This is a genomic window from Paenibacillus sp. ALE3 (assembly GCF_054113405.1).
Map to the genome: position 1 here is coordinate 5,777,792 of NZ_CM134214.1, position 20,266 is coordinate 5,798,057.

22 protein-coding genes are annotated in these 20,266 nt (G+C 46.9%); 11 read left to right on the forward strand and 11 right to left on the reverse strand.

Features of this window, described 5'->3' with window-relative positions; all coding sequences use genetic code 11:
- The first annotated feature begins 112 nt into the window (after positions 1-112).
- The 5 genes from ACXHJ2_RS26000 to ACXHJ2_RS26020 all read left to right on the forward strand — a co-directional run bounded on the left by ACXHJ2_RS26000 (position 113) and on the right by ACXHJ2_RS26020 (position 3,451).
- Positions 113-778: an amino acid ABC transporter permease gene (locus ACXHJ2_RS26000; RefSeq protein WP_013373509.1), complete on the forward strand. Its 666-nt coding sequence runs from the start codon at positions 113-115 to the stop codon at positions 776-778.
- Positions 759-1,436 carry an amino acid ABC transporter permease gene (locus tag ACXHJ2_RS26005; RefSeq protein WP_117288753.1) on the forward strand — a complete coding sequence of 226 codons (678 nt, stop codon included), beginning with the start codon at positions 759-761 and terminating at the stop codon, positions 1,434-1,436. Before ACXHJ2_RS26000 ends, ACXHJ2_RS26005 begins: the two co-directional genes overlap by 20 nt.
- 17 nt (positions 1,437-1,453) lie before the next feature.
- On the forward strand, positions 1,454-2,209 hold the full coding sequence (locus ACXHJ2_RS26010) for an amino acid ABC transporter ATP-binding protein (protein WP_117288751.1): 756 nt from the start codon (positions 1,454-1,456) through the stop codon (positions 2,207-2,209).
- Between the two features lie 18 nt (positions 2,210-2,227).
- Positions 2,228-3,106 carry a cysteine ABC transporter substrate-binding protein gene (locus tag ACXHJ2_RS26015; protein ID WP_058830249.1) on the forward strand — a complete coding sequence of 293 codons (879 nt, stop codon included), beginning with the start codon at positions 2,228-2,230 and terminating at the stop codon, positions 3,104-3,106.
- A gap of 237 nt (positions 3,107-3,343) precedes the next feature.
- Positions 3,344-3,451, forward strand: a complete 108-nt coding sequence (locus tag ACXHJ2_RS26020; RefSeq protein WP_016822819.1) for a putative metal homeostasis protein — start codon at positions 3,344-3,346, stop codon at positions 3,449-3,451.
- A gap of 113 nt (positions 3,452-3,564) precedes the next feature.
- On the opposite strand, the gene ACXHJ2_RS26025 is transcribed toward ACXHJ2_RS26020, so the two are convergent.
- Positions 3,565-4,800 (reverse strand): PHB depolymerase family esterase, encoded by a 1,236-nt coding sequence (locus ACXHJ2_RS26025; RefSeq protein WP_165079782.1) that lies wholly within the window; start codon positions 4,798-4,800, stop codon positions 3,565-3,567.
- A gap of 411 nt (positions 4,801-5,211) precedes the next feature.
- Between ACXHJ2_RS26025 and ACXHJ2_RS26030 the strand changes: the two genes are divergently transcribed.
- Positions 5,212-6,696, forward strand: coding sequence for a phytoene desaturase family protein (locus ACXHJ2_RS26030; RefSeq protein WP_165079781.1), 1,485 nt, complete (start codon positions 5,212-5,214; stop codon positions 6,694-6,696).
- Positions 6,697-6,721: 25 nt separating this feature from the next.
- Entirely contained in the window at positions 6,722-7,336 is a 615-nt protein-coding gene (locus ACXHJ2_RS26035; protein WP_013373502.1) for a TetR/AcrR family transcriptional regulator, read from the forward strand.
- A 65-nt stretch (positions 7,337-7,401) separates the two neighbouring features.
- Here the strand turns inward: ACXHJ2_RS26035 and ACXHJ2_RS26040 are convergent, their stop codons facing one another.
- Entirely contained in the window at positions 7,402-8,820 is a 1,419-nt protein-coding gene (locus tag ACXHJ2_RS26040; protein ID WP_165079780.1) for an SMI1/KNR4 family protein, read from the reverse strand.
- Positions 8,821-8,837: 17 nt separating this feature from the next.
- Positions 8,838-9,614 (reverse strand): SMI1/KNR4 family protein, encoded by a 777-nt coding sequence (locus ACXHJ2_RS26045; RefSeq protein ID WP_165079779.1) that lies wholly within the window; start codon positions 9,612-9,614, stop codon positions 8,838-8,840.
- Between the two features lie 158 nt (positions 9,615-9,772).
- Between ACXHJ2_RS26045 and ACXHJ2_RS26050 the strand changes: the two genes are divergently transcribed.
- On the forward strand, positions 9,773-11,407 hold the full coding sequence (locus tag ACXHJ2_RS26050; RefSeq protein ID WP_165079778.1) for a DUF6138 family protein: 1,635 nt from the start codon (positions 9,773-9,775) through the stop codon (positions 11,405-11,407).
- Positions 11,408-11,572: 165 nt separating this feature from the next.
- Here the strand turns inward: ACXHJ2_RS26050 and ACXHJ2_RS26055 are convergent, their stop codons facing one another.
- A complete protein-coding gene (locus ACXHJ2_RS26055; protein ID WP_165079777.1) occupies positions 11,573-12,232 on the reverse strand; it encodes a hypothetical protein in 660 nt (219 codons plus the stop codon).
- Between the two features lie 368 nt (positions 12,233-12,600).
- Between ACXHJ2_RS26055 and ACXHJ2_RS26060 the strand changes: the two genes are divergently transcribed.
- Positions 12,601-13,140: an SMI1/KNR4 family protein gene (locus ACXHJ2_RS26060; RefSeq protein WP_165079776.1), complete on the forward strand. Its 540-nt coding sequence runs from the start codon at positions 12,601-12,603 to the stop codon at positions 13,138-13,140.
- A gap of 68 nt (positions 13,141-13,208) precedes the next feature.
- Here the strand turns inward: ACXHJ2_RS26060 and ACXHJ2_RS26065 are convergent, their stop codons facing one another.
- The 7 genes from ACXHJ2_RS26065 to ACXHJ2_RS26095 form a co-directional block, all read right to left on the reverse strand.
- On the reverse strand, positions 13,209-13,643 hold the full coding sequence (locus ACXHJ2_RS26065; protein WP_013373496.1) for an immunity 26/phosphotriesterase HocA family protein: 435 nt from the start codon (positions 13,641-13,643) through the stop codon (positions 13,209-13,211).
- 2 nt (positions 13,644-13,645) lie between these two features.
- The gene (locus ACXHJ2_RS26070; protein WP_013373495.1) at positions 13,646-14,206 is read right to left on the reverse strand and encodes a hypothetical protein; all 561 of its coding nucleotides are present in this window, start codon (positions 14,204-14,206) and stop codon (positions 13,646-13,648) included.
- Positions 14,207-14,235: 29 nt separating this feature from the next.
- Positions 14,236-14,865 (reverse strand): hypothetical protein, encoded by a 630-nt coding sequence (locus ACXHJ2_RS26075; RefSeq protein WP_064961643.1) that lies wholly within the window; start codon positions 14,863-14,865, stop codon positions 14,236-14,238.
- A 29-nt stretch (positions 14,866-14,894) separates the two neighbouring features.
- Positions 14,895-15,257 carry a HEAT repeat domain-containing protein gene (locus ACXHJ2_RS26080; protein ID WP_238791349.1) on the reverse strand — a complete coding sequence of 121 codons (363 nt, stop codon included), beginning with the start codon at positions 15,255-15,257 and terminating at the stop codon, positions 14,895-14,897.
- A gap of 192 nt (positions 15,258-15,449) precedes the next feature.
- Complete coding sequence (locus ACXHJ2_RS26085) at positions 15,450-15,857, reverse strand: hypothetical protein (protein WP_025677547.1); 408 nt, start codon at positions 15,855-15,857, stop codon at positions 15,450-15,452.
- Positions 15,850-16,494, reverse strand: a complete 645-nt coding sequence (locus ACXHJ2_RS26090; RefSeq protein ID WP_165079775.1) for an immunity 50 family protein — start codon at positions 16,492-16,494, stop codon at positions 15,850-15,852. The genes ACXHJ2_RS26085 and ACXHJ2_RS26090 overlap by 8 nt, the downstream gene beginning before the upstream one ends.
- A gap of 39 nt (positions 16,495-16,533) precedes the next feature.
- Complete coding sequence (locus tag ACXHJ2_RS26095) at positions 16,534-17,151, reverse strand: hypothetical protein (RefSeq protein WP_040102681.1); 618 nt, start codon at positions 17,149-17,151, stop codon at positions 16,534-16,536.
- Between the two features lie 323 nt (positions 17,152-17,474).
- Here ACXHJ2_RS26095 and ACXHJ2_RS26100 point away from each other — a divergent pair, with 323 nt between their 5' ends.
- Both ACXHJ2_RS26100 and ACXHJ2_RS26105 read left to right on the forward strand, forming a co-directional pair.
- The gene (locus tag ACXHJ2_RS26100; protein ID WP_165079774.1) at positions 17,475-19,052 is read left to right on the forward strand and encodes a DEAD/DEAH box helicase; all 1,578 of its coding nucleotides are present in this window, start codon (positions 17,475-17,477) and stop codon (positions 19,050-19,052) included.
- Between the two features lie 203 nt (positions 19,053-19,255).
- Positions 19,256-20,200, forward strand: a complete 945-nt coding sequence (locus ACXHJ2_RS26105; RefSeq protein WP_040102683.1) for a cation diffusion facilitator family transporter — start codon at positions 19,256-19,258, stop codon at positions 20,198-20,200.
- Positions 20,201-20,266: the final 66 nt, after the last annotated feature.

Genomic DNA, 20,266 nt, shown 5'->3' on the forward strand with positions numbered 1-20,266 from the left:
TTATGACAAATTTTCATCAAAGTATTGACGTGGCAAATGGGCAGGAATACAATCATTGTTATTAAGCATAGCAAGTACATAGGAATAATTGAAAATTGAAAGGTATGTACATATGAACTTAGACTGGGAGTTTATTGTAGAAAGCTTGCCGCTGTATGGAGAAGCCATGTGGCTGACGTTGAAGATTGCTTTTTTTGCTATTCTGTTTTCACTAGTCGTTGGTTTGCTGTGCAGCATCGTGCTGTATTACAGGGTGAAAGGAATTAGCGGAATCATTGTAGCTTATATCGAGCTTTCCCGGAATACGCCGCTGCTTGTACAGTTATATTTTCTGTATTACGGGTTTACGAAAATTGGTCTGCACATGAGCGAAATGACGTGTGCCATTGTGGGGATGACCTTTTTGGGCGGGGGCTATATGGCTGAGGCGTTCCGCGGTGGAATTGAAGCCGTGAGTAAAACCCAAACGGAATCCGGGTTGAGCCTCGGACTGTCCAAAATACAACTGGCGAGATATGTTATTTTGCCGCAAGCATTTAGCATTAGTATTCCGTCCTTGGGAGCGAACGCGATCTTTCTACTCAAGGAGACCTCCATTGTGGGTGCCATTGCTTTATTGGATCTGATGAATGTGGCCAAAGACCTGATCGGCATGTACTACAAAACGACAGAATCGTTGATTTTGCTGGTATTGGCATATCTCGTGCTGCTTTTACCTTTGTCGATGCTGCTGACGTGGGTGGAAAGGAAGGTGCGATATGCTGAGTTCGGGGATTAATGTGCTGTTTGAGGGATCGAATTTCGAGCGTCTGTTAGGGGGATTGCTCGTTACACTGGAGATTGCATTAATTTCCATTATTATTGGTACGCTGCTAGGCATTCTGATGGGTCTGCTGCGCACCTTAAAATCAAGACCGATTCGATTTGTGCTGAGATTCTATTTGGAGACATTCCGCATTATTCCGATTTTGGTATGGTTGTATGTCGTGTATTTTGGATTTACTCCTTTACTGAATGTGGATATCAGCGGAGAGTTGACGGCAGTAATCGTATTCAGTCTGTGGGGAGCGGCGGAAATTGGCGACATCGTACGAGGTGCATTGGAATCACTGCCCAAGCATCAGGTGGAATCCGGGCAGGCATTGGGGCTGACCTATTGGCAATTATACCGTCATGTGCTTATTCCCCAGGCGGTGCGCCGCATGCTCCCGGGTTCTATTAATCTAGCGACACGGATGATCAAAACCACGTCACTTGTGGTGCTGATCGGTGTTGTGGAAGTGGTCAAGGTCGGGCAGCAGATTATTGAACTTGGTGTAATCAAGGCGCCTTCGGCATCCTTTTGGGTGTATGGTTTTATCTTTATATTGTATTTTCTTGTATGTTATCCGTTATCCAGACTTTCCAAAAGATTTGAACGCAGATGGCAAAATTAGCAGGATGGGGTGGTGTCATGGGAGAGGCTGTTGAGGTTTTATTGGAAATTCGAGGACTGGAAAAAAGCTTTGGCGACCGAAAAGTACTGCAGCAGATTAGTCTGGACGTAAGGAAAGGGGAAGTTGTGGTTATTCTCGGCCCTTCAGGATGTGGTAAAAGTACGCTCCTCCGATGTCTTAATGGTCTAGAGCCCGTCCAGGGGGGAGATATCCGTTACAGAGGACAGGATCTGACGGATACAAAAGTGAATTGGCGTGAGGTGCGGCAGCATATCGGAATGGTGTTCCAAAACTATGAGTTGTTTCCACATATGACCGTCTTGGAAAATATATTGCTTGGTCCGCTTAAAGTTCAGCGGAGAAACAAGCAGGAGGCACTTGCGCAAGCGGAGCAGCTATTGGAGCGAGTCGGTCTGCTAGATCGCAAGGATGCGTATCCGAGACAATTATCAGGCGGGCAAAAGCAACGGATTGCGATTGTGCGCGCCCTGTGTATGAACCCTGAAATTATGCTTTTTGATGAGGTCACCGCATCCTTGGACCCGGAAATGGTCCGAGAGGTGCTGGATGTCATGCGAGAGCTGGCCCAACAGGGGATGACGATGATTATCGTGACGCATGAAATGGGATTTGCCAAGTCGGTAGGAGATCGTATCGTTTTTATGGATCAAGGACAGATATGTGAAATGACTACACCACAGCAATTTTTTACCCAACCGGAAACAGAGCGTGCCCAGCACTTTCTGGATATATTTCAGTACGAAACGATATAAACAGGGGGATGAATACAGATGAGAAAAGGAATGAAGTTCACAACGTTATTACTGGCTTTGAGCTTGCTGCTCATCGGCTTGGCAGGATGTGCAGGGGCTGGTAATACCAACGGTAGTAGTTCGGGTTCGGCTAAATTTGCTTCAATTGAGGACATTAAAAAGAATGGCAAGATTCGAATTGGTGTTTTCGCGGATAAGCCGCCTTTTGGCTACGTAGATTCAGAAGGGAAAAATCAGGGCTTTGATGTGTATATTGCGAAACGGTTTGCCAAAGATCTCTTGGGCGACGAGTCCAAGGTGGAATTCGTCCTGGTGGATGCTGCCAGCCGGGTTGCCTATTTGGAATCCAACAAGGTAGATATCATCATGGCTAACTTTACTGTGACCGATGAGCGTAAAGAAAAAGTTGATTTTGCTAACCCTTATATGAAATTATCCTTTGGCATTGTGTCACCCGACAGCGCTCCAATCACCACGATTGACCAATTGAAGGGTTCGGATCAAAAGCTGATTGTTGCCAAGGGAACGACAGCAGAGACCTATTTTACGAAAAATTATCCTGACATCAAGCTGCTCAAATTCGACCAGTACACCGAAATCTTTTCAGCTCTCAAAGACAAACGTGGTGCCGCCATTGCGAATGATAATACAGAGCTGATCGCTTGGGCAAAGGCCAATCCTGGCTTCACCGTAAGCATTCCAGCCTTCGGTGGCCAAGATACGATTGCCCCCGCAGTAGCGAAGGGAAATAAGGAACTGCTGGACTGGATTAACAACGAGCTGGCTACGTTGGGCAAGGAAAATTTTGTCCATCAAGCTTATAAGGAGACACTGACCTCCGTTTACGGAGAAGGATTTACGGATCAATTGGTTGTAGAGGGCGGAAAGGTTAATTAATCATCGTATAAGTTACTTATTAAGCATAAAGAAGCGTTGGGCTTGCTGTCCCAACGCTTCTTTAATTTGGGGCAAGGGAGCACTGGCAACTTCTTATCGAGATAATACTTCCCCAAAATCTCTTGCATGCTCATAGATTTCATTATATAATTTTAAATGATTATGATTCTCATTATCATTTAAGTCTTTAGGCGCAGACTCCCAATGAGCCTAAGTGAATAGGATGGTGCTTTACACATGGCTAAAACGGATGTGGCTACTGCCAGAAGACAGCTCAGCAGTCCGAACAAGGTAACGCGCAGACGGGCTTTGAGAACGATCAAAGCTGCGAAGCGCGCGAAGTAACAAGCTTCAAGTTAACTGCAAATGCAATACCAGTTTCAAAAATTTTAGTCTCCTCGTTTTGATATTGCACCTGCTTTCCTGATGGTGGTACACAGGAAAGCAGGTGCCCTTTTTTATTTCTTTTGTGCAAACAGCCATTCAATCATGTCCTGATTTTGTAGAGCCGGAACCCAGGAGAAGTGTCCTGTAGGTTTAATAATCCCTGCTTCGTATTCAGTGAAATGAATGAGGTTTCCGTTCTGTGCTTTAATGGCAGCGACCATTTCTTGCGAGTTCTTAGGACTTACTGTCGTATCGTCTGCAGCATGGAAAGCCCAAATCGGAACATTTTTCAACACTTCAACGTGTGCAGGGTCAACAGGAGCATACATGTTAACAGCTTTTTCATAGTTGGTCAGACCGGCAATCGGCACGCCCGCAGCGAACAGATCAAGATTTTTTTCTAACAATCTCCATGTCCCCATGGCACCTTGAGAAATACCTACGATATAGATGCGGTTGGTGTCGATCGGATATTTCAAGGCCGTTTCACGTACCAAATCGGCAACAGCGCTGTTGCGTGGTTCATCTGCCCAAATAAATTTATGCTCCAAGTCAATTGGGCTTTGAGGAGCGATGACGAAGGATGGGTGTTTGGCTTGCTGCTCAGGAGAAGCCCAAGTGACAGCACCAGCATTTGCTAACAGGTTGACTCCATTTCCATCACCACGTTCGCCGTTTCCGTGTAGGAATACAACCAATGGGTAGGTTTTGCCTGGCTCTACTTTAGGTTCAAATGTAAAGTAGTTCAGTTTGAGGCCATCTTTATTTTCAAAGGTGTTTCTTTGGAAATCGTCTACAATGGGTGTCACTTTATCGGTTGCTTTTACAGTCTGTGTAGAAGCTGGAATGACTGTTTTCTTTGAAGTTGCAATATCTTTCTTTTGACTAATGTAATAGTTCAATGGATTGATGCGGTTGACTGCGCTTGTCGAATCGTAAGTAAGAGTGCTTGCATTTTTGTCCTGCACATCCAGCTCGATCACGACATATTTGCCATGAGTACTGCGGTTGGTGATGGCGCCGGTATCGTTGGTATATACGCCGGTCACGGTTCTGTCCGTGTATACATCATTGAGTACAGATTGAACCTGAAAGCTGGATGTGGACAGGGATGCTCCGTCAATATTGGTGCTGTATTTCAGTACAACGGCAGAAACAACCTCACCCAGAGGCTGTACCTGGGTAAACAGGGTAGCCTGTGGTGCTGGAACATCGGCTGCTGCCGCGGCAGAACTGGAGGATGGATAAAAGATCGTAAGCAGGAGCACGAAAGATAGTAGAACAAGGGCGAAACGTCTTTTTTGCATAAGATAATCTCCTTTGGTGTTTATTTTTAAAGCGCTTACTATATGATCGGGATGCTTGACTGTATGCTGTGGAACTCATACAAATCAAAAAAAGGCAAACTCCGGGTACACAAGTGTACTCGGGTTTTGCCTTTTCAGTAACAATCCCACTTGAAGAATAGCATCCTCCTTGGAATCTGACAAGTGAAAGCGCTACAATTTTGGATGTTTTTATAATATATATTTACCTTCGCAACGGGAGACTACTAAAATCTCTTGAGTGACTTGTGCTGAGCAATATGAAGATTGTGCTCATTGTTCTATAGCAGGAAACAAGAAAATAGAGCTTTTCAACGGGGATACGGTAGTATATAATCTCCTTAACTTAACACTGTTAACTTATATAACGACGTTAACAAGGGAGATGAAATCATGAACCAATATGATGTTATTGTCATTGGTGCCGGGCTGGGTGGTTTGTCTTGTGCAGCCAGACTTTCTGCGTTGGGTTACCGGACAGCTGTGTTTGAAAGTCATACTTTGGCTGGCGGCTTTGCTACTGAATTCACAAGAAAGGGATATACCTTTGATGTCTCCTTGCACGGCGTCGGCGGACTCGAAGAAGGCAGCTTCGGCCGGATGTTAAAGGACTGCCATGTGGACCAGCAAATCGTTCCTCTACGCAAAAAGCATCCTTACTCCATTCGCTGGGAAGGACAGACCATTGATATCCCATCTGATGTGCAGGAGTATACGCAGCTCCTCAAAGGCATGTTTCCTGCTGAGACAGCAGCCATTGACAAGCTTTTCGCAGGTATTCGCCGTTTTGAGGCAGGCTTTTCTGCTTTTTCTTCCCGTACTTCCTGGCGTAAGATGGCGGGCCTGCTCAAAGCAGGCACCTTCTTCCGCTGGACGCAAATGACTACCTGGGGGGCTGTAAGCCAGTTTGGCTTGTCTGACCGATTCACGGAATTTTTCACCGCCCTATGGGCTTATTATGGTTTGCCCCCGAAGCGGCTGGCGGCCTTGTATTTTTTCATTCCTTGGATGGGCTATCATCTGGAGGGGACGTATTACATTCAGGGAGGTGCACAGGCCTTGTCCAATGCGCTGGTCGAAGCTATTCAATCAGCTGGAGGAGAAGTTCACCTACGCAGTCAGGTGTCTGAAATCATACTTGAACGTGGTAAAGCAGCTGGTGTACGTCTGAACAAAGGGGATGTATATAAAGCCAACTGGGTTGTGTCTGGTATCAGTCCTCATCATACCTATGGTCGTCTGCTGGAAAATCATAATGCCGCCCGTCGTGAGTTGGAGGCTGTCACCAAAATGGAGACTGGCACATCTCTTACTCAGCTATACCTAGGGCTATCATGCGAGCCTCGCGAGCTTGGGATCACCGAAGAAGACTTAATCCTATGTAACGAGCCGGATTCGGAGACGGATTATGAACTCATGATGAGCGGCCAGTATACGAAAGGCAACTGGATGCTCACAAATTATAACGCCATGGACCCTACACTCAATGAAGCGGGAAAGGGTGTCATCACCGTTACATTTTTGGACAGATTGGAGAACTGGCCTAGCGCACGTCCCGAATATAAAGCCAAAAAAGAAGCAGTAAAACAGCAGATACTGGAACGCCTTGAACAGCTATACCCTGGTTTTAGCAGTAAAGTGGTAGTGGCAGAGTTGGGCACACCACGCACAATGCAGCGGTATACCGCTAATCCCGGCGGGGCTGTTTACGGCTTTGCACAAACGGTGCGGCAGTCCGGTATACACAGACTGAAGCACAAATCAGCAGTGAACCGTCTGTCATTGGTAGGGGCCTGGACACAGCCTGGGGGCGGGTTTCAAGGAGCTATGAACTCGGGTATAATGGAAGCTGATCGTATCGCCGCCAAATTGAGATAGGCAGAAAGGGCACGTATATCTATTCATGAAACATATCAAACGCCGAGAACGTGAAAGCAGTGAGATTCGCCGCAAAATCATTGAGGCCGCCCGATCGCTCTTCTTAAACCAAGGGTATGCCGAGGTCTCTATGCGTAAAATTGCGGATCAGATCGAATATTCACCAACGACTATTTATCATTATTTCTCCAATAAGGAAGCGGTTGTTCGTGAACTGCTGTTAGAAGGGAATGCTTTGTTCCTGAAGGCTCTTCAGCAGCGCGTGGATGAAGCGCAGGCAGCCGGACTGAACGCTCTGGACACACTGAAAACAGTGTCCGATGCTTATGTCCGTTTTGGCATGGCTAATCCCGAATACTACAACATCCTGTTTATCAGCAACCTTGAATCTGTAAGCTCGGTTAGCCTTATAGACAGTGGGAGTTTTAAAGGGTTTGAGTTGCTTGAGGGCGGACTCAAAGTCGCTATGGAGGAAGGGGGCATCATTCAAGGGGATGAGCACCTGATGGCTAGATCCGTATGGAGTATGTTACACGGACTAACTTCTCTTCTCCTGAATTTTGAGCTTCCTATGGCCAAAGCAAATAATGAATTGATTTCATTTACTATAGATACTTTTTTTCGAGGATTAAGCCGCTGATGCAGCGGCTCATTTTTTTGTGCTCCCACCCCGTACAGGCAAGTCTGCATACGCCGGCTCCTGTGTTAACGAAGTTTCAAATCTGAAAGCTGCTCCAGCACGGCTTCAATGCGACGTTTATCTTTTTTGAGCATCACGAGTTGTAAAGAAGCATGAAGCAGGTTTGAGATGCTAGCCCAAACGTCTGCTTCTAGACCGGGCAGAAGATCGCGCTGAATCATGATATCCAGCGCCTCGGTTGCAATTTTCTGATGAAGCTCGCTACTGGATAGCCATTCAATCACCTGCTCAGCTGTAGGACGAGAGTAGGCGAAAAGTACTGCCCAGCCATCGACCGGATGATTGACCTTATCCCGCATCCAGTCAATGACCTGCGGTGAATGAAAATGCTGTAACTGCCCGCTAACGGTGTATCCTTCTAATTTGCCATCCTTTGCCGCATGCTGTATTAGATCATTGTAAACACTTGTCAATCCTTCTTGTTCGGGCAAGCAGCGGGCAGATAGATAAGCACGTGTCGAGACAAATGCTCTCTCAGCATGTATGTTATTTGAAGCGGATGAATTCCATGCTTGCGTGATATCCGTGTCCGGCTCCCATAAGGAGCGAACCCAGTCAGCAGCCCCAATACCTGCGGTCTCCCCAATAAAAAATGCCCATGTAGCGAATTGGGCCGGGTTACGCTGAATGCGCTGCTCCCAGGCAAGAAAAATATCCTTTGGATCATAGGCCTGAAAAGCCTGCAGTACAGCAGGATGATCTACGCCATGCATGGTGGTGTAATGGATCAGTGTTTCCAGCGACCGGGCGGCATCCTCCAGCTTCATCGTACAGAACGTGTTCAACCAGCGCTGCCACAACTGTAGCGGCGGGCTGTCTAGTTGAATACCATGCTCGTCTAACACGTTAGACCAATCCCACAGCCATAACCCGTGCAAGGCAAGCATGGTTTCTATATAGGTAGGTAGACTTTCTGCGAGCAGCGTGAACCGGTCCAACTCATGCTCATAACAGAACACTGCTGGCTCTGTTGTGGATGTCGCTCTATCAAGCAGGATCGGATCACCGGCACCGTTATAGTTTAAAATTAGATATCGTTGTTCGTCCGCTGCTGAGTCGGTGTTTTCTCCATAGGATGTAAAATAGCTTATATACTCATGGTTCCAGCCAAATTCTCCTGTAATATCGTCAAGCATATTCGGTTTTTGTTTAAGGCCATTACTGCTTTCATATGAACAAGCCAGTTTATCGGCTACAATACAGTGTTGAGGGAGGCACCATAGCAAATGTAAGCTGCCACACCGCTTTACCAATTCAGACAGGGAGGCAGGCAAAGGGACCTGCAGCCGTTCCTCCAACTCAGTCAGTTCCTCTTCGGAAATCCCCTTCGTCCATTGGTATACCACGTCAGGCATCCCACCTTGTCTCAGGCGCTCAGCGATCCCTCCGATCTTTTCTAAGATATGTGCAAAATGTACTGTCATTTGTATTCGTCCTCCTCTTACTCTACAACTTGGCAATGTTCTTTTTGCAGGAATGATAGAACTTCATCATGAAGTGCTATCGCTTTAGGTTCATAAATGATCGCCACTTCGCGTCCATATGCATAATTGAAACGTACGTATCCGCCAAGAGACTGAAGAAAAGCCAAGCAGATATGCTCGTTTTCAATCCATAGATTTGAGTCAAAATGCTGTTTAAAACGCTGAGCCAATACCTGTATAGATGCTGGAGCTACTTGCAAGGCTTGATCGTTCGGATTGGCTGAACCGTAAGCTTCCGCCGTCTCTGGTGGATTAAATAGTAGAAATGTTGCAACTCTATCCAGACTGACAGGCTCGAAATAACGGGGGAATGGCTCTATTCTTCCGAATTCATCCCGTAGTATATACTCCAGCGTATCTATAAATGGTGCCTGAACATCTAATGGCTTCATAGTAATGACCTCCGAATGTCGCGGTAGCCAAAGCAAGCCTTCGACCTGAGGATGCACCGCTAGGAAATCACCATCTATGGAGCTGCCGATGACCACGCACTCGCTCAGCTGTTGCGCGGTGATCGGACAGTTATCATCATGCGTCCACAGTTCGTAATCCGCATAGGATTGCAAAAGTTGAGGATCAGGTCGTTCAATCACCAGCAGGCCGCAATAGGTACCTGGCCCGTATTGGGTGAGAAATGAAGCGTAGGGAATTGGTAAAGTTATGCCATAGGTATGTTCGAAATTTGTCAGTTCATCGGCAGCTACTGGCGTGTGTTGTGTGGAAACCCAATACATGTAGAATACACCTGCTTTCTGGCACTCTATCTATAGGGATGGAGTCCAAATGTAAATGAGAGATATGCTATAATCAGGAAATAAAATAGTTAAATATTAGTCTATCTCAATTATGTAAGAACTACAATTTGTGAGGGTATGAGAGGGGAGCACATCGTATGACATCGGGGGTACAGGCCTACATAGATCCAATTTTTGAGGAGATTGACCAGAGATACGCTTCTGAGCAAAAACGCATCGCGGAATTCAAGACCAAAAGCGTCCTTCACGAAGGGATTCATGAATACTTAAAAGTTACCTGTAAGAGAGACGGGTTATGGGTGGATACCTACGAACCGTTTGATTGGGATCATCGTAGACCAGATATGGATATTTCCGGTTTTATGGAAGGGGTGACGCTCCAGCAGGTGCAGGATGAATGGATGCCTGTGTTCAAAGAACGGATAGCGGCCCTGTATAATTCAGAAGAATTTAGTCCTATGTTTTTTCGTTATCGGCTGGAATTTCATCTAGAGGTGGTCTTGGAGAATAAGGCCAGTCATTTTACATTCTCGCTGTTGAACGAAGATAAGCGGCAGCATCTGTTAGCCACTATCGAACAGTTTGTGGAGCAAAAGCTTGACCCTGCCAGTAAAGCTATCCCGAAGGAAGAGGACGATTTTTTCTTAGTAAGGCACTTGCTTGATCCTCATTTGTACCCTATAGACGCCCAGCGGGTGAATGAGCTGTTGAATCGAATGGATGCAAAAGTGCAGGTTAGCCGTAAGCGAGAAGAAGCATGGAGGCATCAGCTGAGCAGAGGCTTAATGCATTGGGCTGAAGATGAATTTTTGGCCAAATACGCAGATCGGGAAAAAAACTACGGGCTGGAGTATACGGTGAGGCCCGATATTCTTCCTTCAGATATTCCTGCCCCCGCCATGGAGATGTTCCTGCTCACCGCGATGCGTGTGGGTTCGACCGATGCCGATGCACGGCAGAGTTATTTGGAGATTGCTGCACAACTGGGTTCAAATCAGGCAGCCGAGTGGCTTAAGAGTGGATCAGGCAGCATTCCAGCGTCATATACAAGTGAACGAGTCACCTGCCAAGCGAATGATATTTTGCAAACACTGGAGGTTCAGATTCGTTCTGAGGAAGAAGAGAGCTATAGAGAAGCACTCGTATATCTATGTGATATATTACGAAAAGGCTTTACTAAGGAATATGGGATGAAGTTCAAAAGCAAAGTGAAAAACTATCTACCCGTACCCAAGTTAGCCAAATCTGCATTACATCGTTTCTTTGCCAATGCACTTGAATACCCTTCGCTGCATCCGTTGCTGGCGGAATATGCCGAGACTGTGATGGAAGAATTCAAGTGGTACAACGATGTAGAGCCGGGGGAGAAGTCAGCAATGCCGGGAACCTATGCGGTGATGGGATTAGGGCTTAAAGGAACGGAATATTTTCCGTTAGTGAGTCGTTATATGAAGCTAGTGGATAGTGAGCACCAGTCGGTGCAGGACGGTTACGCCGCTGTGTTTGCTGAGGCACATGGACTGACACCGGATACGATTCCCGTATGGGTGAGGATTCTTTTGACAGGTAATGATTCTGCCAAACCTCTGAAATCGGCTGGCATTGAAAGTGCAGAACAGGCGAAGGCGCTAGTAAATGTACTTGAGAAGTTGGAAGACTACGAACAAGAGATGATCGTTTATCGTATATGGGGTAGTGCAAAGAAACTAAAAAACAGCCTGAAGCAGGCTGTCCCTGAGGTAAAAGAGATACTGGAGACGCTTATTCCATAAAAGCATCGTATTCATGATCATATTGCAGTCCCTGCGCAATGCGTTGAACATCCGGCTCGCTTCCACTGCGGCGCAGTACTTCAATAACATCTGTACAGTCGCTATCTCCAGCCGAGATTGCACGTGGTGGTCCGACAGACGGCCTGGACCAGTGCTTCTAGGCTGTCAAAAGTTTGTATACTCATGTTTGGAATGCTCACCCTTAGACGCTTGTTTATGCTGTAGTTTTTGTAATATTTTCGAGATGGCCTGGCGATTTTTCGCATCCTTAATGTACTTTGGAATGGAATGGGAAGCCGTTCGCATCATACCGGATGTGGGTTTTTCCCGCAACTCGGCAGAGATATAGGAGAGCAAATAATTCAGGTGTATCCGGTTAAGAGCCCACACCGGTTTCCCACGATAGTAATCAAGGAAATACAGCTGGAGCTGGAAAATAGGATCTTTTCCATTTTGGATCACGTCCGTATGCCATTCACGTGACTGCATACGATGCACCGGAACTTGATTACGTGTCTCACAGTGCGGACAGTGTATATTCGTATTTTTATGAGTAACCGTTCGGTCATCATGGATTTCAATATTAAAATATCGCTCGCAATGGCTGCATACACCGCGTGCATAGAATTTATACGGTTCTGGCTGCTGAAATGGGTAGTAACAATGAGAGCAGCGAACAACGTAATAACAGTCTTCTTTAGATCTGGAAATAAAAGCTTGGCCCTGACAGCGAGGACAGTGAACAGCTACCTGTTCTCCTCTCCGGATCACGGCGGCAAAGTCATATTTATATCCATATTCATCTTTGAAGCGTTTTTGCTCCATGTTCGTTCCTCCTTTGCGGAAAGAGCGTAAAAACGTACTTTTTATATATCATATGTTATAATATTCCTTAACAACAGAATGGCTTAGATGGGCGGTCGGCTAGTCTCCTGTAAAGGAGGTGAGGTCCTGATTCTTTCCTTCCATAAAAAGAAATAGACCGCCCGTGGTAGGAACCGGTCTATTTCGTATACCGTGAACTTGCAACCACCGCCCTTAAAAGCGGCTGTTGCCAAAGAGTGAGGATGTTGACGCATCTTCACTCTTTTTTAGAATATACATCTTATTCCCATTTTAACACTTGAAAATGGCCTTTTCAATGTGCCGAAGGGTGAAAAAGCGAATAGGATGTGCAAAAGGAGAGGGCGAGCATGAGCATTTTTACAGGGCTGCAACGTTCGCAGTTTCAGGCTTATTATGATGAAGAATTTCTTATAGAGCATCGTTTTGAAAATGGTAGGGGCTTTCCGCCTTCCTATATAGATTACGTCAAGACTCTTGGCTACGGGCGGTTATGTGGCGTATGGAACATCCATATTCCTCTCGGGGATCATCCGGATTCATGGCTTCATCGTTACCATGACTGGCGAGCCTGGTTTGATGATTTGCTGGAATCGGAGGAGGTCTTACAAGAAGCGGCGTTGGAGCCAGATGGTTTCCCGCAATTATTGGAGCATGCCGTTCCCTTCGCTTCCAGTGAAGAGGATGACCTGCTGGTCTGGGATATTCAATCGCCTGATAAACGGGGGGAATTCCCGATTTATGCTTTGAATCTGCGCACATGGGGCAACTTTCGGTATGCAGCCCCGGATTTGTATTGCTTCGTCGAAGCGCTGCTGGATAGAGAACGCGTAAAGTCGATTTTGGGAACACATCGTACACCATTCCCTTATACATTTGAACCCTTTTAAATCGTTAAAGAGCCACCCTGGTTTTCGAACTTTAAGGTGGCTCTTTAAGTTGCTATTCTTTTTGTTCTTTATGCTTGGGCTAAATATTGCTGTACCAGTTCATATCCAGCCACGCCCATTACAGGATATTGATTATATTCTTTTAGTTCCAGGTTGCGTACATATTCATCTCCGTAATACAGATGGCCCGCGCAATTAAAATATTTTAGCTGCTGTTGTTCCTCAGATAGAAGGCGATGATCGATAATGGGCCATACTCCCTTCGTCAGATTTTGGGTGGCGGTGAATATAACCTCGAACCTGCCCCGGTAATCTGTGAATGAGAGATATGTAGCTTCACCCTCGTACGCTTGATTCTGACCTATGGATAGAACACCAAAGGAGAACGCTTTTTTGAATCGACCATACAGTGCGCAGATCACCTGACATACCGCAAATCGGCCGTCATGCAGAGGGATAACAAAAATATCGCCTTCCTGATGTTTGATTCTCTTAAATACCATCGTCAGGCCAGCTCTTCCTGAAGGATCTCTGTTTTTAGACCTTTAGCGCTGGTAATTGTAATGCTAATCGCATCAAAACCGTTTCGCTTGGCCTCTTCAAAATCGCACCGTTCGCCGCTGATCAGCTCCAGCTGTCCGTTCTCGTCCACATCATCTGCAAACTCGTCATCCCAATCAACATTATAAAAAGCAGTCACGGTCACCTCAAAGGTATCCTCACCGTCATCGTCCAGATAAGGTAGCAGGGGAGTGCGATTGTTCTGCTGTTCTTCTGTATATACTTCACACAGTAGTGCATCGTAACCATGGCGAGTTCCATCAAAAATGACGATCTGCTCACCTGTGACTGCATCTTCTGCAATAATGAGCTGGGGCGCAAACTCTGTTACAGCGATCAACTCATCCATGAATTCTCCATAGTAAAAAATGTGGAATTTCGTATTTCCGGCCTGTGAACGGAGCTTACCTGTCCATTCTTGTTCAACCCATGCCTCCGGGTTTTCGGGTACAACCCAATCCTCCAAATAAGCAGGCCCTAATTTAGTATGCTGTGTTTCTGTCATTTATAGCGTCTTCCTTTCTTTTCGTTTTATTATGACATGGACAGGGTAACGATTTTGTTGTCCTCATCCACATCTACCTTCACATTTACTCCGAGCTTGTCCTTAAACAGCTTACTGATATTAATATAATCATCCTTCACCGGCCTACTTGAATTACCAGTGGTGCGAGTCATTCCAGCGGTGATGATAGAGCGCACGTAGGTTTTGTCGAGGCTGGCATCAGGATTGTAAGTATAAATAACCTGTTCCTGTTGGTTGTAATAATGGGTTAACTCCGTATAGTCGTTGGCGTTCTCATACTGTTTTTCCTCACGTACATACTCAGGATGGTCCATGGTATAGTGGATTCCCCCATCCAGAAAAGGATTTTCTTTGGAGGGCTTGAGTTCATACTGTCCATAGGCTAGCTGAAACAGATACTCTATGCCTGAGCCCTCTGCCTGATAGTAGAGCTGACGATGGTCCCCATTTTTATCTATTGCGGTATAGCTGCTGATTAAAGGCCAGGCATCATATTTTTTACCCTTTACCTCAAGGGCAAGCTTGTAATGTACAAGCACCTTCTCATTTTGGAATAATCCAAAGCTGCTCATAATGAAATAGGCAGGCACACAAATAATTCCGATAATTAATATGAAAATAAATATTCTTACACGCATAAGTAGAGTGATTCTCCTTTGGTTGTCGATTATGTGGACAGCTCACGCTGGGCAGATGCACCGAATTCCTCATGGTGCAATAATTGCTTCAGCGCCTGTTGTGCGAAAGGATGGGCTTTATGTGCACGGAGCAGTGCAAAAGCGGCCCCCTGGACTAAGATATATGTATCACTGCGGATTAAGTCCAAAGCTATACGTAGCTCTGCTTCTGAACAAGGCATCCACGCCAAAGCTTGTAAAGCTGCGTTCCGTACATCATCATCTTCATCAGGCTTGGACAGCAGCTCGCGAATTCCTCGCATGATCATCGGCTGCTGGCTTTGATCCGCATATAGCCCGATGACCTTCAGCGCTTCTATACGAAGCAGATCATCCTCAGATGATTGCTGCACAAGCTGCAAAAGGAATGCGATGGTGTCCCCCATGGGCTGGGGTATAGCTGTTAATTCGCGTAATGAGACCAATTATCTTCATACGATAGTGTAGGGAAAATAGATAAGAACGTCTTTCCGTCATCATCGGTTTGTATGGACATATACCCCCCTCATTTCTTAGCCAGATTACTTTTTGACATTGTGTATTACCTACTCTCGTTGTCTGTAGTTCGATAAAGCTTCTTCCGTTCCGCCACCCTCTAGCAGCACCATAACCGCATAGGAAATTGTATCAATCCAATCGTCAAGCGTACTAATCTGCTCTACGGTCAGCAGGTGATTTCGCTGCAGCATACCATCAGGATGCAACGCCCATGCCCGTGTATATTGGCAAATCCCCCACAGAGCGGATATAAGCTCCCGTTCTACGGACGGTTTCTCCAACTCATCTGCCAGAACTTCAATGATAGTCATGAGCTCATGAAAATTATCCTCGATCAGTTCTCCCTGGAAGGGACGAAGCATCCCTAGAAATCCGCTTCGCATTTTGGGATGCTCCAGATCATCATGAATAAAAGAATGACAGTGCAACAGCTCACGGGCTTCTTGTTTATTCATGAAGTTCCGTAATCTCTGCACGGATACCTCTGCACAGAAAGCTGCCTGACAGCCCTGACAAGGCATCGATGTCAACGACCATGTCTGCTTCTTCATAGCGGAAATCGAGCTGCAAGATGATATTTTCTGTTTCTACAGGGGTTAATACATGCTCTTTGGTTTCCAGAAATGTAAAAGTCACTGCATAGCGTGGAATATCTTTGGCTGGAGCCTCAGGGATCACTGGTGCCCCAGCCGAAGGTTCCAGATCCGGTGATTTAGGAACCAGCACGCTAGCGGGGGATAGCTCAATTGTCAGTGTAATCTGGTCTTTCGTCATATTGGCAGCCGTGATTCGGTCATAGTGAAAAGGTGGAAAATAGCCGAGCTTTTCTACAATGCTGTCTGCACCTTGAATAGAAACGGTTGGAGAGAAAGCCAGTTCCAGTCCGATGGACCCTGTCAGTTGGTCTTCATATTCTGGATTGATACGGATATGGACCTTTTCCGGCTCTACCTTCAAAATCGTACCTATAAAATACTGTTTGCCATGGATCAGAACAACATCATGCGGAACGAACGGCAGAGCTCCTCCCGCTTGATAATGAATGAGATATTCGTTTTCTTTTTTTTCAGCCTTTTGAACTTGAATTTGCATAAATTGCAGCCTCCTAGGGTTAATGGGATGACGGATTGTTTAAGTGTGTGGTAAAGGATACGGAGTCCACGATTGAAAAACATACTTCATATCCGGAGTATCCTTTTCGAGCATAAATGGAAGAATATCCATAATGGCACGTGCTTTACTGCCAGCATAAAAGTTGCGCGAGCTGTGTAACAGTTTGGTTGCCTTTATCCACTGGCTCAGCTGCATCATAACGTCTTCGACGATTGTTTGGTCGATACGTTCATAAATGTCCTGACGGATCGAAACAAGCATCCCGCAATTGTTGGGAGATTGACCCATAGGGTCATTGGACAAAAGAATGTAGACTTCCGGCGTTGTCCCTTTGTTATAGGACGATTTGATACTGGGAGCCTCGATAACCAGCATCAATGGAGTCAATTCATTATCGGTTACAATGCGGAGCAACTCCTGCTTGTCCCAGCGGATCTTACCGTGTTTGGCTTTCTTGGATTGATAGACAGACACACGGGTATTGCGGATTCCTGATATGTTCAGGAATGTTTCAAAACAATCGAACAGGTTAGTAAAGCACTCTTCGGCAAACAAAGTGTGCTTCTCCGATAAGGAACCTGTCATTATGAAATTATAATGTAGATTGTTAACCACAAGCATCCATCCTTTATTCATGAATTACCAATTCTCCTACCATAATATATGACATGGTGATTGAATTCACCTTTTGCGTTATTCGTTAAAATCGTTTGGAAACCAGTTCAACTTCGCGTATACTAGGAAAGTCATATATGGAACGGCCTGAGCCGCCTTGCGGCCGTATGTTGAGTTACATGAACAGATTCAACGATAACGGATATGCTCCCTTCCTGAAAAGGGGAGAATAAGAACCGATACAAAAATGGGAATTCTGAACTATGGAACGATAGATGTCATATGGCACATGAACCTATTTTACGTGACACATATTGAATACAGATAAGGGAAGTGAATGCAACTTGAAGAATTTTACAGCATTAGGCGTGGAGCAACATTGGGTAGAAGCCTTGAAAGAGCAGGGCATCTCAGCGCCAACACCTGTACAGCAGGAGTCCATTCCACTATTGATGGAAGGTCAGGATGTGATTGCCGAGGCACATACGGGGACAGGGAAGACGCTTGCGTTTTTACTACCGATTTTACAAAAACTGAATTTGGACAAGCGGCACCCGCAGGCGCTTGTGATTGCACCTACGCGTGAATTGGCACTTCAGATTACAGAGGAAGCTAAATGCTTGGCTGCTGCGGAGCCGAGTTTATCTCTACTAGCTGTTTACGGAGGACAGGACGTGGAACGTCAGCTTCGTAAACTAAAAGGCGGTGCACAACTGATTATTGGTACACCTGGGCGACTGCTGGATCACCTGAGACGTGGCACGCTCGATCTAGGCGGCATTAAAATGCTGGTCCTGGATGAGGCTGACCAAATGTTACACATGGGCTTCTTGAACGACGTGGAGACGATTCTGCAGGAGGTTCCTTACCGGAGACAAACAATGCTGTTTTCCGCTACGATGCCAGCTGGTATTCGTAAGCTGGCTCGTGTCTATATGAACGAACCCGTTGATGTCAAAGTGAAATCGGCTTCTTCCGTTCCAGTGAGCCAAATCCGTCAGGTCGTTGTACAAACAACAGACCGTGGTAAGCAACAGGCATTGGTAGATATGCTGAATACGGATCGTCCGTATTTGGCTGTTATTTTCTGCCGTACTAAGCGTCGGGCTTCCAAACTGAATGAGGAGCTCCAGGAGATGGGGTTCGAGAGCGGTGAGCTGCACGGGGACTTGTCCCAGAACAAGCGGGAGCAAGTGATGAAGGCGTTCCGTGAAGCGAAACTTCAATTGCTCGTAGCGACAGATGTAGCCGCACGCGGCTTGGATGTAGAAGGCGTCACGCATGTCTTCAACTATGACATGCCACAGGATGCCGAAAGCTACATCCATCGCATCGGGCGTACCGGCCGTGCCGGAGGCAAAGGCGTTGCGGTGACGCTCGCCACGCCGAGGGATGTTCCGGAGCTTCGGAACATCCAAAGAGTTGCTGGTGTCACATTCACCAGCAGTGAGGGCGGCGGGCAGCGTAGACCTGCTCCCGATACGGCTGAGCGGCAGGGTAGAAACGACCGCTCAGGCAGAAACGACCGCCGTTCCTTTGGCGGCAACGATGCTGGCGGTGGACGCCGTAGCGGCCGCGAACAGTCCGGTCGTCGTGACGGCGCAAGCGGCGAGCGTCGCTCCAACCGTAGCAGTAGTGAACGCGGCGGATATGATCGCGATCGCAGCAACGGCGGTTCCACACGCGGAGGTCAAGGCCGCTCGGCGGGGCAAAGCAGCGGACGCGGCGGATATGATCGCGGCAGCAGTGGTTCTGAACGCGGAGGTCAAGGCCGCTCGGCAGGACAAAGCAGCGGACGCGGCGGATATGACCGCAGCAGCAGCGGTTCCGCACGTGGAGGCCAAGGTGGACGCGGTGGACAAGCCAAAAGCGGTCCGCGTGGGGGTCAAGGTCAAGGAGGCCGACGCGGACGGTCCAGGTAGATAAAATAGGGGTATTCTCATAGAATGCTCCACTATGGTTATCATAATAGCCCCGGGGAGGCTCATCTTCCGGGGCTATTGTAATCTTCATCTATGCCGCTGCAAGAATAGCATCATAAGATAAAGAGCAACGAAAGATGCCTTGAGATAACCGAATAGCGGGTAGGGCATTTTTAAAAGATAATTTGGAGGGGTTATACATCATGCAGGAACAGGATATGGGCAAGCGTGCCATGGTCTCAGCATGGATCAGCCTGATTAGCAACATCCTCTTAACCGGCATCAAAATCATCGCAGGGCTCATGTTCAACAGTAAGGTGCTGGTGGCCGATGGTGTGCATAACGCCGGGGACGTGATTGCTTCTGCAACCGCACTGGGAGCGATGAGAATATCCAGCCAGCCTCCGGATGAGGATCATCCTTATGGTCATGGCAAGGCAGAAGTCATTGGTGCTAGTGTGGTGGCGGTCATATTGTTCGGGGCAGGTATATTTATCGGCTATCATTCCATTGCTGCACTGTTTGAACCGATGCCACAGGAGCATATACTGGCCTTAGTGGCAGCCATTATTTCCTTGCTCTGGAAACAGTGGCTGTATCTCTACACAATTCGTATTGGCAGAGCGGCCAATAGTCAGGGCCTCATTGCGACGGCAAAAGATCACCTCGCTGATGTGTATGCCTCTGGAGCCGCTGTACTGGGCATCGGATTAGGACTGATCGGGGAACACTGGGATATTCCGATTTTATCTTACGGCGACCCCATTGCGGGGTTTGTAGTGGCGTTGCTGGTTCTGAAATTGGCGTGGGAAATGGGCCGCGAATCCATAGATGTGCTCATGGAGAAGGCTATTGCAACCGAGGAAATCGAAAGCTACGCAGCAGCCGCACTGAGTGTAGCCGAGGTTCAGCGTATTGACCGTATCCGTGCCCGTGAGCACGGTCATTATATTATTGTAGATATCCGAGCTTCAGTGGATGCCTCTTTGACGATTCAGCAGGGACACGATATTATCCGGCTGATCAAGAGGGCCGTCATGAAGCGGGAGCCACGGGTTTATGAGGTGCTTGTCCATTTGAATCCGTGGTATGCAGACGACCTCCATGCTGTAAAATCAACACAAAAAGAACCTGAAGATAAGGTGTAACCGATACGAATAACGCCCCTAGAACAAACGCCACGAATTGACAGATAACTTGCCGGAAGGGTATGC